The 13554-nt window shown below is 64.7% G+C and carries 12 protein-coding genes; 9 read left to right on the top strand and 3 right to left on the bottom strand.

Annotation, left to right across the window (positions count from 1 at the left end; genetic code table 11):
• From ACXJKJ_RS29025 to ACXJKJ_RS28985, 9 genes are all read left to right on the top strand, one after another.
• On the top strand, positions 1–1138 hold a 1138-nt coding region (locus tag ACXJKJ_RS29025; RefSeq protein ID WP_457394589.1), incomplete at its 5' end, for an ABC transporter permease.
• Positions 1131–2978 carry an ABC transporter ATP-binding protein gene (locus ACXJKJ_RS29020; RefSeq protein WP_457394586.1) on the top strand — a complete coding sequence of 616 codons (1848 nt, stop codon included), beginning with the start codon at positions 1131–1133 and terminating at the stop codon, positions 2976–2978. The genes ACXJKJ_RS29025 and ACXJKJ_RS29020, both read left to right, overlap by 8 nt.
• Before the next feature lie 223 nt (positions 2979–3201).
• Positions 3202–5880, top strand: a complete 2679-nt coding sequence (locus tag ACXJKJ_RS29015) for a TonB-dependent receptor (RefSeq protein WP_457394583.1) — start codon at positions 3202–3204, stop codon at positions 5878–5880.
• Positions 5881–5947: 67 nt separating this feature from the next.
• Positions 5948–6649: a 2OG-Fe(II) oxygenase gene (locus tag ACXJKJ_RS29010; RefSeq protein WP_457394580.1), complete on the top strand. Its 702-nt coding sequence runs from the start codon at positions 5948–5950 to the stop codon at positions 6647–6649.
• 425 nt (positions 6650–7074) lie between these two features.
• On the top strand, positions 7075–7716 hold the full coding sequence (locus ACXJKJ_RS29005) for a hypothetical protein (RefSeq protein WP_056197813.1): 642 nt from the start codon (positions 7075–7077) through the stop codon (positions 7714–7716).
• Between the two features lie 79 nt (positions 7717–7795).
• Positions 7796–8620 carry a MotA/TolQ/ExbB proton channel family protein gene (locus tag ACXJKJ_RS29000; RefSeq protein ID WP_457394577.1) on the top strand — a complete coding sequence of 275 codons (825 nt, stop codon included), beginning with the start codon at positions 7796–7798 and terminating at the stop codon, positions 8618–8620.
• Positions 8621–8658: 38 nt separating this feature from the next.
• Positions 8659–9084, top strand: coding sequence for an ExbD/TolR family protein (locus tag ACXJKJ_RS28995; RefSeq protein WP_056197810.1), 426 nt, complete (start codon positions 8659–8661; stop codon positions 9082–9084).
• Between the two features lie 15 nt (positions 9085–9099).
• Positions 9100–9540, top strand: coding sequence for an ExbD/TolR family protein (locus tag ACXJKJ_RS28990; protein ID WP_200955287.1), 441 nt, complete (start codon positions 9100–9102; stop codon positions 9538–9540).
• Positions 9541–9621: 81 nt separating this feature from the next.
• A complete protein-coding gene (locus tag ACXJKJ_RS28985) occupies positions 9622–10881 on the top strand; it encodes a hypothetical protein (RefSeq protein WP_157281626.1) in 1260 nt (419 codons plus the stop codon).
• A 291-nt stretch (positions 10882–11172) separates the two neighbouring features.
• On the opposite strand, the gene ACXJKJ_RS28980 is transcribed toward ACXJKJ_RS28985, so the two are convergent.
• From ACXJKJ_RS28980 to kdsB, 3 genes are all read right to left on the bottom strand, one after another.
• Positions 11173–11931 carry a 3-hydroxyacyl-CoA dehydrogenase gene (locus tag ACXJKJ_RS28980; protein WP_056197804.1) on the bottom strand — a complete coding sequence of 253 codons (759 nt, stop codon included), beginning with the start codon at positions 11929–11931 and terminating at the stop codon, positions 11173–11175.
• Positions 11932–12038: 107 nt separating this feature from the next.
• On the bottom strand, positions 12039–12692 hold the full coding sequence (adk, locus tag ACXJKJ_RS28975) for an adenylate kinase (RefSeq protein ID WP_056197803.1): 654 nt from the start codon (positions 12690–12692) through the stop codon (positions 12039–12041).
• Between the two features lie 99 nt (positions 12693–12791).
• Entirely contained in the window at positions 12792–13529 is a 738-nt protein-coding gene (kdsB, locus tag ACXJKJ_RS28970) for a 3-deoxy-manno-octulosonate cytidylyltransferase (RefSeq protein WP_457324281.1), read from the bottom strand.
• Between the last annotated feature and the right edge of the window lie 25 nt (positions 13530–13554).

Raw genomic sequence — 13554 nt, 5'->3', positions numbered from 1 at the left:
CAGCTACTCATTGCCGCTGGGCACGCGTGGCTTCAACAAGGAAAGCGTCACCGACGCCCAGGGCCAAGTGAGCCGCGACTACCCGCGCCTGCAGTTCGGTGGCGCGCACCTGACCGACCCGGCGACGCAATGGTCGGCCGACGTCGTTGCGCGCGCTGCCCTGGGCCTGGCGGGCGGCCTGCTGGCCGTCGGGGTGATGGTCGTTCTGACCGCCGCGGCCCTGGCCCGTCATCACGGTGGCTGGCGCCACGGGCTGGCCGATCTTGCTGCCGACCGCACCTACTATCCGCTGCGCGCCATGCTGATCATGCTGGCCGTCATCGCGCTGCTGGCCGGGCCCGTCATCGCGCTGATGCCGCACTACCACGTCTTCGGCACCGACCGCACCGGCAACGACGTGCTCGTGCAAGCCCTCAAGAGTGTGCGCACCGCCTTCGTCATTGGCGCGCTGGCTACGCTGGCCACACTGCCCATCGCGCTGCTGCTCGGCGTGCTGGCCGGCTACTACAAGGGCTGGGTCGACGAGGCCATCCAGTACCTCTACACGATGCTGAGCTCGGTGCCCAATGTGCTGCTGATCGCCGCCTGCGTGCTGATGGTCCAGGTCTTTCTGGACAAGAACCCCGAGCTCTTCGAGACGGCCGCCGAGCGGTCGGACCTGAAGATGCTGATGCTCTGCCTCATCCTCGGCCTGACCGGCTGGGCCGGCCTGTGCCGCCTTGTGCGCGCCGAGACCTTGAAGCTGCGCGAGCTTGACTACGTGCAGGCGGCGACGGCCTTCGGTGTCGGCGACTTGGCGATCATGGCCCGCCACATCGTGCCCAACGTCATGCACCTGGTGCTGATCACGGTCGTGCTCAGCTTCTCCGAACTCATCCTGTACGAAGCCGTGCTGACCTATGTCGGCGTCGGCGTCGATCCGGTCATGAACAGCTTCGGCAGCATGATCAACCTGGCCCGCGCCGAGATGTCGCGCGACCCGGTGGTCTGGTGGAGTTTCGCGGCGGCCTTCGGTTTCATGGTTGGCCTGGTGTTGGCGGCCAATCTGTTTGCCGATGGCGTGCGCGACGCTTTCGATCCCAAGGCCCGCTCCACCCGGCCGCGCGTCTTCCAGCGCAAGGGGGTCGCCGATGCTTGAGATCGACGACCTGCGGGTTCAACTGGATGCCGACGCGGGCCTCGTGCGTGCCATCGACGGCCTGCATCTCGCGCTGACCCGCGGCGAGACCTTTGCGCTGGTCGGCGAGAGCGGCTGCGGCAAGAGCATGACGGCGCTGGCGTTGATGCGCCTGCTGCCCGAGAACGGCCGTATCGCCGGTGGTGCCGTGCGCCTGGACGGGCAGGACCTGTTGGCGCTGCCCGAGAGCCGCATGCGCGAGGTGCGCGGCGGGCGGGTGTCGATGATCTTCCAGGAGCCCTCGACCAGCCTGAACCCGGTCATGCGCGTGGGTGACCAGATCGTCGAGGCTATCGAAGCCCATACGCCGCTGCGCGGCACCGCGGCGCGTGCCAAGGCCATCGACTGGCTGGCCCGGGTCGGCATTCCCGAGCCGCAGCGCCGCATCGACGACTACCCGTTCCGCCTGTCGGGAGGGCAGAAGCAGCGCGTGATGATCGCCATTGCGCTGGCGGCCGAGCCGGAGTACCTGATCGCCGACGAGCCGACGACGGCGCTGGACGTGACCATCCAGGCGCAGATCCTCGACCTGATCCGCGACCTGCAGCGCGAGCGCCAGCTCGGCGTGCTGCTGATCACCCATGACCTGGCCGTCGTCAGCGGCATGGCCCACCGAGTGGCGCTGATGTATGCGGGCCAGATCATCGAGGTGGCGCCGGCCGCCGAGTTCTTCGCGGCGCCCAAGCACCCCTATGCCCGGTTGCTGCTGCAGGCTTTGCCCGGTGCTGCCCGGCGCGGCGAGCCGCTGGCGGCCATCGCCGGCATGGTGCCGCCGCTGTGGACGGCATTCGCCGGTTGCCGCTTTGCGCCGCGTTGCGACAAGGCCATGAGCCACTGCGCAACCACGGCACCGGCGCTGGCCGAAGAAGGCCCGCAGCACCAGGTGCGCTGCCTGCTCTACAGCCAGCCGGGCGAGGCCTTGCCGCGAGAGCCTGCGGTCGCCAGGGTGTTGATGGCAGCGGCGCCGGGGCTGGGCGAGCCGCTGCTCGACGTGCGCGACCTGCGCGTGCGCTTCACGCTGAAGGCGCCGCTCTTTCACCGAGGACCGCGTCATTTCGACGCGGTGGACGGCATCAGCTTCCAGCTGCATGCCGGCCGCACGCTGGCCCTGGTCGGCGAATCGGGTTGCGGCAAGACAACCTCGGGCAAGGCGATCGTGCAACTGCTGCGTCGCCAGGCCAGCATCAGCGGCCAGGCTCTCTTCGAAGGCCAGGACCTGTTCAAGCTGGCCGGCCCGGCGCTGCAGCAGGCGCGGCGCCACATCCAGATCATCTTCCAGGACCCGTTCGCGTCGCTGAACCCGCGCATGCGCGTCGCCGACGTGCTGGAGGAGGGCTTGATCGCGCTGCGCCCCGACCTCGACGCCACCGCCCGCCGCGAGCGCCTGCACACCCTGGTCGACCAGGTCGGCCTGCGCCGCGACGCCCTGCAGCGCTGGCCCCACGAGTTCTCCGGCGGCCAGCGCCAGCGCATCGCCATCGCCCGCGCGCTGGCGGTCGAGCCCAGGCTGATCGTCTGCGACGAGCCGACGTCGGCGCTGGACGTCTCCGTGCAGGCCCAGATCCTCAATCTGCTGCGCGAACTGCAGCGCGAGCAGGGCCTAGCCTATCTCTTCATCACGCACAACATTGGCGTGGTCGAGTACATCGCTGATGAGGTCGCCGTGATGCAAGCGGGCCGCATCGTCGAGCGCGGAAGGTGTGATGAAGTACTCAGACAGCCAACTGCAAGCTTTACGCAAGTTTTACTGAAGGCGGTGCCCCGGTTGGTCTCGATCACGTCGCGCGTAGACAACGGCTAGGGTTTGACACTAGGCCTCGTAACTCCGAGAAACCGTTTCGTATCAATGGCTTACCGCCGATTGGCGCGGTCCTAGGTGCATGTACGGGGAGGGGGGCGATGCTGCGACCGCACAAACTTCCGGCACCCCAAATCTGAGCTGATCGCTCAGGCCAAGGATCGGTCCTACCCGGGCCAGCACCGCCTCACCACAAAGGCGGGCATTCATCCATTCAGGAGTGTCAATGTTCAAAAAATCCATCATCACCAGCGCCGTCCTGGCCCTGGCCGCAACAAGCGCGCTGGCCCAGGATGCGCAGAAGCTCGAACGCATCGAGGTCACAGGTTCCAGCATCAAGCGCATCGATGCTGAAACGGCTGTGCCGCTGACCATCGTCACGCGCGAATCCATCGACAAGTCCGGCGCCTCGAATGTCCAGGAACTGGTCGACCGCCTCAGCTCGAACAACGGCGGTGGCCGCTCCCTCGGTGAGTCCATCGGCGACTCCGCCGCCACCGGCCAGACCGGCGCCTCGCTGCGCGGCCTGGGCCGCGAGCGCACCCTGGTGCTGCTGAATGGCCGCCGCCTGGCAATCTACCCTTTCGCCGGCGCCGGCGTTGACCTGAACGCCATCCCCCTGGCCGCCATCGAGCGCATCGAAATCCTGCGCGACGGCGCCTCGTCGACCTATGGCTCCGACGCCATCGGCGGCGTCATCAACTTCATCACCCGCAAGGATTTCCGCGGCGGTGAAGTGACGGCCGGCTACGAGCAACCCCAGGGCATCGGCGGCAAGATCGCCTCGGCACAGGGTGGCATCGGCTTTGGCGACCTGGCCAAGGACAAGTTCAACATCCTGGGCACCTTCAGCTTCCAGGAATACGACGTGATCCGCGCGGCGGACCGCGATTTCGCCAAGACCGGCAATCGTCCGGACATCGGCGTTGTCAAGTCTTCGGGCAACACCTTCCCGGCCAACGCCTACAACGCCACGACGGGTGCCTACATCCCCGGTGTCGCCAAGTTCCCGACCTGTGTGCTGCCGGACAGCTTCCCGGGCGGCGCCAACTGCCGCTACGACTACACCAGCAAGATCGACATCGTCCCCGCGTCCACACGCATCGGCGGTCTGGTGCGCGGCACGGCCGAGCTGAGCTCCGATCACCAGCTGTTCGCCGAGCTGTCCTACTCCAAGAACGAGATCATTCTGGGCTCGTCGCAAACGCCTTCGAGCACCACGGGCCGCGACGACTACCTGTACCCGGCTGGCGGCAAGTACTACCCCACTGCTGCCGTGGACGCGTCCAGCAGCAAGGGCTATCGCGGTGACCTCGTCATCGCCTGGCGCATGGTGGACGGCGGCCAGCGCCTGACCAGCGTGACCAACAGCATGACCCGCGCCCTCGTGGGTGCTGAGGGCCAGCTCGCAGGCTGGGATTACAAGGTCGGCCTGATGAAGGCCACTTCCAAGGCCAGCGAAGACTTCCTGACTGGGAATTTCTCTGACACGCAACTGGTGCGCGTGCTCAAAACCGGCAACGTGAATCCCTTTGGCCCGAACGACGCGGTCGGTTTGGCCTTGCTGAAGGAAGCCGAACTGCACGGCAACAACCGCGCCTCCAAGACGACGTTGAATGCCTTCGACCTGTCAGCAACGCGCGAATTGTTCGCGATGGCCGGCGGTAACGCCGCCATCGCCGCGGGTCTGGACATCCGCAAGGAAGAGTATCTGGACGGCTACTCCGAAATCGCCGGCTCCGGCGACATCGTGGGTGGTTCGGGCAACGCCGGTAAGGTGCGTGGAGAACGCAAGACCACGGGCATCTACGCCGAGCTGAACCTGCCGGTCATCAAGAACTTGGAACTGAATGCTGCCGTTCGTGGCGACCGCTACAGCGGCGCCAAGGGTGAGTCGCGTGATGGTTCCTTCAGCTCGCCCAATCTGTCGTCCACCAGCCCCAAGTTCAGCCTGCGCTGGACGCCGATGAAGGAACTGCTGGTGCGTGCCTCGGTGGGCAAGGGCTTCCGCGCTCCCGCGCTGGACAACCTGTATGCACCTTCGGCCGGCACCAACACGGGCGGCAATTTCACCGATCCGTACTACAACACCCTCAAGGGCTGCGCGCAGTTCCCCGATCCCAACTACTGCGACACGCAGCTGACGGTGATCAACAACAGCAACCGCAACCTCAAGCCTGAGAAGTCCAAGACCGCCACGATCGGCATGGTCTTTGAGCCGATCAAGGATCTGTCGATGGAAGTGGGTTACTTCGACATCAAGATCACGGACGGCATCAAGGCACTCAGCGGCGACGACATCCTGAAGGACTGGTTCTCCCACCAGACCGGCGCTACGACCAGCACCTCGGTCTACTCCAGCCGTTTGGTCAAGAACGCCCAGGGCTATCTCGACCACGTCGAGGCTTCGCTGGAGAACGTCGGCCAGGCCAAGGTCTCGGGCTTCGACCTCTCGGCCAAGTACCGCATTCGCACCGCGATGGGCAGCCTCACACCGAGCTGGGAAGCGACTATCGTCACCAAGAGTAGCGAAACCAATGTCGTGACGGGTGATGTTGAAGACACCTTGGGCAAGTACCTGCGGGGTGGCCCGGTGGTGCGAGTCAAGCAAAACGTCAGCCTCGACTGGGACACCGACGCCTGGGCAGGCGGCGTTCGCTACTTCCGTCAAAGCGGCTATCGCGACTACGACGAGGTGCGTCACGTGCCCAAGTACGACCTGTGGAGCCTGCAGGGCCAATACAAGGGCGTGAAGAACCTGGTCCTTACAGCCGGCGTCTTGAACCTGCTCGACAAAAAGCCGCCGACGACGGTCCAGGAAGACTATTTCCAGGTCGGTTTCGACCCGACCTACGCCGACGTCAAGGGCCGCAGCTTCTACGTGCGCGCCAACTACAAGTTCTGATCCGCATCGATCGAACAGAATCCAGCAGGCCTTCGGGCCTGCTTTTTTATTGACGTTCAACCTTTCCATGGACTACATCAATCCGGCTCTCGACCTGAACCAGCTCACTGCGCAGTTCGGCCGTGACCGCCGCCTACTGATCCGCGATTTCTTCAAACCGGATGTCGCCGATGCCTTGGCTCGCGCCGTCGAAGCTATCGACTGGAGCTTGTGCTATCGCGACGCTGAGGGCGACCGCCGGCTGACGGGCGAGCAACTGCGCGGGCTCGGTGAAAACCAGCGAAGCCATCTGAGCAACGGCATCATGGAAGTCGCTCGCCGCCAATTTCAGTTCTCCTTTTTTACTGAATCCCTCGCGGATGCAATGAATCGCGGCGAAACCGGGCTACTGGCACGTTTCATACGCTGGATGGCCGATGAGAACTTTCTGAACGTGATGCGCGACATCACCGGCGTGCGGGAGGTCAACCGCGTGTACGCCCAGGCGACGATGTATGCCCCGGGGAGCTTCCTGCTCGCCCACGACGATCACGTTGACATCGAAGACCGACGCCTGGCCTATGTCATCAACCTGACGCGGCAATGGCGACCGGACTGGGGCGGTCTGCTGAACTTCAGCGAGCGCGACGGCACCGTCAGCGACAGCTTCTTCCCGCATTTCAATTCACTCTCGCTGTTTGCAGTGCCGCAAACCCACTTCGTCTCCTATGTGCCGCCGTTTGCCCAGGGCCAACGCAACGCCATCACCGGGTGGTTGATTGCTGCTTGAAAGGGTGGCCTCGCCTGAACCCTCCGGCTTTGTCCGCCTTTTGTGTCCAGATGCATGTAATCGCGCTGTTTCGCTTGCCCGGGTTAGCCCCAGGAAGTCGTGACAAAAGCGACGGCTAAGATGCCGGCATGGCCAGATTTGGCCGGTGGTGTAGTCTCTCGCTGCGCCTGGTTCGTGGCGATGAAACGCGTGCCCGACGGCTCTACTGCCACCGGGCGTTTTTTTTGCCTTGAACAGGTGTAAAGAGGCTTTACACACCGGCGGCACTGCGTGTTTTCGACGAGGCGGAATCGTTGCTTCCGCGATTTAGAATCCACGCCCTTCGGGAACCAGTTCACGGCAGGAGCGCAACTTTCGCCGTGGCGGTGGCCGCTTGTCCGAGAAGAGTCATTGACTGTGATTTGTAGTTGCAAGAAGGAGCGCGCATGAATTTTGCGCAGGAGAAGCAGGGCGCATCCCGGTTCACGGGCTTCGGCATCGTCGTCCTGATCCACGTCGTGGCCATCTACGCGCTGGCCAGCGGTCTGGCTCGCGATATCGTCAAGAAGGTCACCGGCCCCATCGACGTCAAGGTGATCGAAGAGAAGGTCAAACCGCCGCCGCCGCCAGAGAAGGTGGTGCCTCCGCCGCCGGATCTCAAGGCGCCGCCTCCGCCTTTCGTGCCGCCGCCCGAGTTCCAGGTGACCGCACCCGCGCCGCCGGCCCCGGCCATCGTTTCCACACAGGTTCAACCGCCAGCCGCCGACATTCGCCCGGCGCCGCCGCCGGTGGTCGCTGCACCGCCTCCGCCTGCTCGCACAGGCCCCGTCAAGGCGGCCATGGTCTGCACCAAGATGGGCAAGCCTGAAATGCCGTCGGTCAACTGGAGCGGCGAAGCTCTGTACAAGGCTATCGCCACCGTGAAGGCAGGCCGTGTCACAGCCGTTGAAATCACCTCGCAGCGTGGTGGCGTGGATCGCAAGGCGCAGCGCGCCCTGATCCAGGCCATCGAAGCTACTCTGCGTGACACCTACGAATGCCCGGGCGATCACGTGTTCGAGCAGGAGTTCCAGTTCAAGATCGACTAAGAGACCTGCTTAGAACCCGGCGCCAGACCGGCGCTTTCAGAACCGCATCAAAACAGAATTTTTCCTAGGAGTTGACTCCATGATTTCTCGCATCACCGGCTTCCTTGCCGCCATCGCCATGGTCGCGACCCTGGCCGTTTCGCCTGCCCACGCGCAAGATCAGAAGCCGGCCGACGCCGCCTCGGCCGCCGTGGTTGACGCCGCCGCCGCTCCGGCTGCTGCCGCCTCCAAGCCGCTAGACAACCCCTATGGTCTGGCCAACATCGTTGCCCATGGCAACTTTGTCGACCAGGTCGTGCTGTTCATACTGGCCATGATGTCCATGGGTTCCTGGTACATCCTGGTCGTGCGCCTGTGGGACACGAGCAAGCTGTCCTCCGAAGCCAAGGAAGTCCGCGCCACCTTCTTCAAGAAGGCCAGCCTGGCCGATGGCATCCGCAGCCTGAAGGAAGAAAGCGCCTTCCGCTACATCGCCACCACCGCCATCGAGGCTTCGGAGCACCATGAGGGCGCCCTGACCGAGAACATCGACCACAGCAGCTGGGTGACGATGAACGTCGACCGCGCCGTTGCCGACGTCAACACCAAGATCTCCGCCGGCCTGGGCTTCCTGGCGACCGTCGGCTCGACCGCTCCCTTCATCGGCCTGTTCGGTACGGTGTGGGGCATCCTGAACGCGCTGACCGCCATCGGTCTGGCTGGCCAGGCTTCCATCGACAAGGTCGCCGGCCCCGTGGGCGCCGCGCTGATCATGACCGCTATCGGTCTGGTCGTCGCCGTTCCGGCCGTGCTGGGCTACAACTGGCTGGTGAACCGCAACAAGGGTGTCATGAGCCAGGTTCGTTCCTTCGCCGGCGATCTGCACGGCGTGCTGATGGGCAACCGCTCGGTCGCCAAGCGCTAATTCATCCCTGAGCAGCCGCTCGTAAAGGAGCCAATGCCATGGGCATGAACGTCGGATCCTCTTCCGGCGATGACGAGGTGGTCTCGACCATCAACACCACGCCCCTCGTGGACGTGATGTTGGTGCTGTTGATCATCTTCCTCATCACCGTGCCGGTGGTGACGCAGTCGATCGCGGTGAATCTCCCCAAGGAGACCAACCAGATTCGCGTCACCAAACCGGAAAACATCGAAATCTCGGTCAGCAAGGACGGCGACGTCTACTGGGGTACCAAGCTGATTCCCGACATGGAGGAGCTGGTCAAGCGCCTCGGCAAGGAGTCGGTCAAGAACCCGCAGCCCGAGGTCCATATTCGCGGCGACGACAAGGCGCGCTACGAGTCGGTCGGTCGCGTGATCTTCGCCAGCCAGCGTGCCGGCATCATGAAGGTCAACTTCGTCACCGAGCCGCCGGCTCGCAACTGATCCCAGGAGTCAAACATGGGAATGAATGTCGGAAGTTCGTCGGGAGATGGTGACCCCGAAGTCATGATGGACGTCAACACGACGCCGCTGATTGACGTGATGCTGGTGCTGCTGGTGATGCTCATCATCACCATCCCCATCCAGCTGCATACGGTCAACCTGGACATGCCACCGCCGAGCACGACGCCGCCTCAGCAAGACCCGGTCGTGCACACCGTCATGATCGACTTCGACGGCACTGTCTACTGGGATGAAGCTGCGCTGGCGAACAGCAAGGACGCAGTCGACGCCAAGATGCAGGAAATCGGCGCGATGCCGATCAGCGATCAGCCTGAAATCCATATCAAGCCGAACAAGCTGGTGGACTACGGCGTCGTTGCGGCGGTAATGGCCTCGGCCCAGCGTAACAGCGTCAAGAAGATGGGCATGGTTGGTAACGAGCAATTCGTCAAGTGACGTCTGCGGGACCGCTGACCACGATACTGTGATGCGCGCTGCCCGAAAGGGCGGCGCGTTTTTGCTTTGCAGGAGAGCAAGTTGAAGACTCTGAAAACCATGGTGGCCGTCGCTGTTGGCGCCCTGGCCCTGACCCTGAACGGCGCGCCCGGCGCGGAGTTCGGCTTCAGCCAGGCGGCCGCCCAGGACAGCGTGCGCAAGGAAGTCGGCACGCCGCTGACCGAGGCCAGCAAGTTGGTCAAGGCCGGCAAGTACAAGGAAGCGCTAGGCAAGCTGCGCGATGCCGAAGCCGTGGGTGGACGCACCGCCGGCGAAACCAACGCCATCGAAGGTGTGCGTTTCTCCGCCGCGATGGGCGCCAACGATCCCGACACGATGGCTCGCTCCTTTGACGTGCTCAAAGGCGCGGGCAAGCTGGGCCAGGCCCAGCAGCTGCAGTACATGGAGGCCATCGCTGGCACCTATCTGCGCAACCGCGACAACGGCAAGGCCCTGACCTGGGCGCAGCGCTACTTCAAGGAAGGCGGCAACAGCCCGACCATGAAGCAGGTGCAGCAGAACGCGCAGTTCCTGTCCGGCGACATGACATCGACCATCAAGGACACGCTGGACGAAATCGCCGCCGACGAGCGTGCGGGCCGTGCGCCACCCAAGGACAAGCTCAACCTGCTGCTGTTCGCGGCCCAGAAGAAGGGCGACGGCAACGCGGAATCCGTGGCGACTGAGAAGCTGCTGAACTTCTATCCGGATCCCAAACTGTGGGCCCAGATCCTGGGCGGCCTGCCGCAGAAGAAGAGCTTCGACAGCAGCCGCTACGCGCTGGATCTTTATCGCCTGCGCCTGGTCACGGGCAACATGTCGCGCGGTGCCGAGGACTACATGGAGATGGCCCAGCTGGCCGCTCAGGCCGGCTATCCGGAAGAGGGCAAGCAGGTCGTTGACAAGGGCATGGCCGCGGGCGTGCTGGGTCAGGGGGCCGAAGGCGCCCGCCACAAGCGCCTGGCCGACCTGATGGTCAAGAAAATTGGCGAAGCCAAGGCCGCTGCAGCGGCCAACGAGAAGGCTGCCGCGGATGCCAAGGACGGCAACGAGTTCGTTAAGCTGGGGCTGGCCAATGCCTTTGGCGGCAACGCCAAGAAGGGCATCGAGCAGATCGAACAAGGTATCGCCAAGGGCGATCTGAAGCGCCCCGAAGACGCCAAGCTCTACCTCGGCCTGGCCCACCAGCTGGCTGGCGAAAGCGCCAAGGCACAGGCGGCCTGGAAATCGGTCAAGGGCAATGAAGGCGCCGCTGACCTGGCGCGCCTGTGGGTCATCCAGTCGCGTTCAGCCAAGCGCTGATCGTTGGGGATCTCTAAATGAAAAGGGCCTGGTGCGAACCAGGCCCTTTTTCATTCCGCTGCCCGTTCGATACTGGTATTCCGGGCCGAGCGCTGGGCCTGCCATGGGCCAGAGGCCCATGGCCTTCCGTAGGCACAAGCAGTCCGCAGGGACTGCTTGTGTCCGACTCCAGTTCACCGAGCCGGCCCGCTTGGCGATGTGCTTGCGGCTCGATGCCGCAAGCATCGCCGTCCCCTCGGGGAACCGGCTGGGCGCGCCCGCGTGCAGCAGGGCGAGACAGGACGAGGGGCGTTATTTCGGTGCCAGGCGGATCGCGCCGTCCAGGCGGATGACTTCGCCGTTCAGCATGTCGTTGGTGACGATCTGGTGCACGAGCTTGGCGTAGTCCTCGGGCTTGCCCAGGCGGCTCGGGAAGGGGACGCTCGCGGCCAGCGCGTCCTGCACCTCCTGGGGCATGCCGAACAGCATCGGCGTGCCGAAAATACCTGGGGCGATGGTCATGTTGCGGATGCCGTTGCGAGCCAGGTCGCGGGCGATGGGCAGCGTCATGCCGACCACACCGCCCTTGGACGCCGAATAGGCCGCCTGGCCGATCTGGCCGTCATAGGCCGCGACCGACGCCGTCGAGATCAGCACGCCGCGCTCTCCAGTCGGTTCTGGCTCGTTCCTGGCCATGGCCTCGGCGGCCAGGCGGATCATGTTGAAGCTGCCGATCAGGTTGACCGTGATGGTCTTGCTGAAGGCCGCCAGCGGGTGGGCGCCATCCTTGCCGACTGTCTTGATGGCCGGCGCGATGCCGGCGCAGTTGACGAGGCCGACCAGCTTGCCCAGGCCCGTGGCTGCAGCGACGGCAGCTTGACCATCAGCCTCCTGGCTGACGTCGCATTTGACGAAGAGGCCACCGAGCTCGGCGGCCACGGCCTGGCCACGTTCGGCCTGCAGATCGGCGATGACGACCTTGGCACCGTGGGCCGCCAGCATGCGGGCCGTGCCTTCACCGAGGCCCGAGGCGCCGCCGGTGACGATGAACACCTTGCCTGCAATTTCCATGATGAGGATCTCCTGGGTATGGGGAACGGTTGACGTAAACGTCAATTGTGGACGACAAAAAAGCCGCGGGGCACGCGCGCCGCGGCTTGTTCTTGGGGTGAGAACGCTCAGGCCAGCGCGGCCAGGGCCTTCTTCATGATGTCGTCGACCGAACCGACGCCTTCGATGCGGCGGTACTTGGGGGCATTGGCATCGCCCGTGGCGGCCCACTGCGAGTAGTAGTCGACCAGAGGCCGGGTCTGGGCCGAATAGACATCCAGGCGCTTCTTGACCGTCTCTTCCTTGTCGTCCTCCCGCTGGACCAGCGGCTCGCCGGTCTCGTCGTCCTTGCCCTCGACCTTGGGTGGGTTGAACTTGACGTGATAGGTGCGGCCTGAGGCCACATGCACGCGGCGGCCGCTCATGCGTTCGATGATGGCGTCGAAGGGCACGTCGATCTCGAGCACGTAGTCCAGCTTGACGCCGGCAGCCTTCATTGCATCGGCCTGAGGGATGGTGCGCGGGAAGCCGTCAAAGAGGAAACCCTTGGCGCAGTCGTCCTGGGCAATGCGTTCCTTGACGAGGCCGATGATGATGTCGTCGCTGACCAGCGCGCCCGAATCCATGACGGCCTTGGCAGCCAGGCCCATTTGTGTGCCGGCCTTGATGGCGGCGCGCAGCATGTCACCGGTGGAGATCTGCGGAATGCCGAATTGCTTGCAGATGAAGGCAGCTTGGGTGCCTTTGCCGGCGCCTGGCGCGCCCAGAAGGATCAATCGCATGGGTCTCCTCGTCTCGTCAGGACTGTGAAAAAGTCCTGCATAAATCAGCGGTCAAGTATCGCATGCGGCCTTATCTGAGCCTGACGCCGCAGACCCGCGTCAACCCTCGATGAGACGCCTCACGCGCTCCAGATCCTCGGGCGTGTCCACGCCGGGGCCGGGCCGCTCGTCGCTCACATGCACGGCGATGCGCTCGCCGTGCCAGAGCACGCGCAACTGCTCCAGCGACTCGATCTGCTCCAGGGGGCTGACGGCCAGCGTGGGGAAGCGACGCAGGAAGCCGGCGCGGTAGGCATACAGGCCGACATGGCGCAGCGCGCCGTTGGGCTGGCCGCCGCCGTCGCGCCACCAGGCGATGGGCGCGCGTGAGAAATACAGCGCACGGCCGGCCTTGTCGGTGACCAGCTTGACGACATTCGGGTTCGCGAACTCAGAAGGATCGGTCAGCGCATGCGCGACGGTGGCCATCACGCAGTCGGCCTGGGCGGCCAGCATCAGTGCGCAGGCGTCGATCATGGCCGGTGCGATCAGCGGTTCGTCACCTTGCACGTTGACGACAACGGCGTCGTCAGCCAGCCCGAGCTGCTCGACGGCTTCGGCGAGACGGTCACTACCGGACGGATGGTCGGCCCGCGTCATCAGCGCGCGCACACCGTGGGTGGCGCAGGCGGCCGCGACTTCGGGCGCATCGGTCGCCACGACGATCTGGCTGGCACCGGACTCGGCCGCGCGGCGCGCCACGCGCACGATCATCGGCAGGCCGGCGATGTCGGCCAGCGGCTTGTTCGGCAGCCGCGTCGATGCCAGGCGCGCGGGGATGATGACGGTGAAGCTCATTGGTGCACCCTTCGGCCTGCGGCCT

The organism is Roseateles sp. P5_E1, assembly GCF_054049335.1.
The sequence above is the reverse complement of the archived record's forward strand: the minus strand, read 5'-3'. Positions and strand labels throughout refer to the sequence as shown.

Coding starts and splice junctions, on each gene's coding strand:
- ACXJKJ_RS29005 (WP_056197813.1), top strand. CDS start 7,075: ATGAATTTTGCGCAGGAGAAGCAGGGCGCATCCCGGTTCACGGGCTTC.
- kdsB (WP_457324281.1), bottom strand. CDS start 13,529: ATGAGCTTCACCGTCATCATCCCCGCGCGCCTGGCATCGACGCGGCTG.
- ACXJKJ_RS29020 (WP_457394586.1), top strand. CDS start 1,131: ATGCTTGAGATCGACGACCTGCGGGTTCAACTGGATGCCGACGCGGGC.
- ACXJKJ_RS29000 (WP_457394577.1), top strand. CDS start 7,796: ATGATTTCTCGCATCACCGGCTTCCTTGCCGCCATCGCCATGGTCGCG.
- ACXJKJ_RS28990 (WP_200955287.1), top strand. CDS start 9,100: ATGGGAATGAATGTCGGAAGTTCGTCGGGAGATGGTGACCCCGAAGTC.
- ACXJKJ_RS29010 (WP_457394580.1), top strand. CDS start 5,948: ATGGACTACATCAATCCGGCTCTCGACCTGAACCAGCTCACTGCGCAG.
- adk (WP_056197803.1), bottom strand. CDS start 12,692: ATGCGATTGATCCTTCTGGGCGCGCCAGGCGCCGGCAAAGGCACCCAA.
- ACXJKJ_RS28995 (WP_056197810.1), top strand. CDS start 8,659: ATGGGCATGAACGTCGGATCCTCTTCCGGCGATGACGAGGTGGTCTCG.
- ACXJKJ_RS29015 (WP_457394583.1), top strand. CDS start 3,202: ATGTTCAAAAAATCCATCATCACCAGCGCCGTCCTGGCCCTGGCCGCA.
- ACXJKJ_RS28980 (WP_056197804.1), bottom strand. CDS start 11,931: ATGGAAATTGCAGGCAAGGTGTTCATCGTCACCGGCGGCGCCTCGGGC.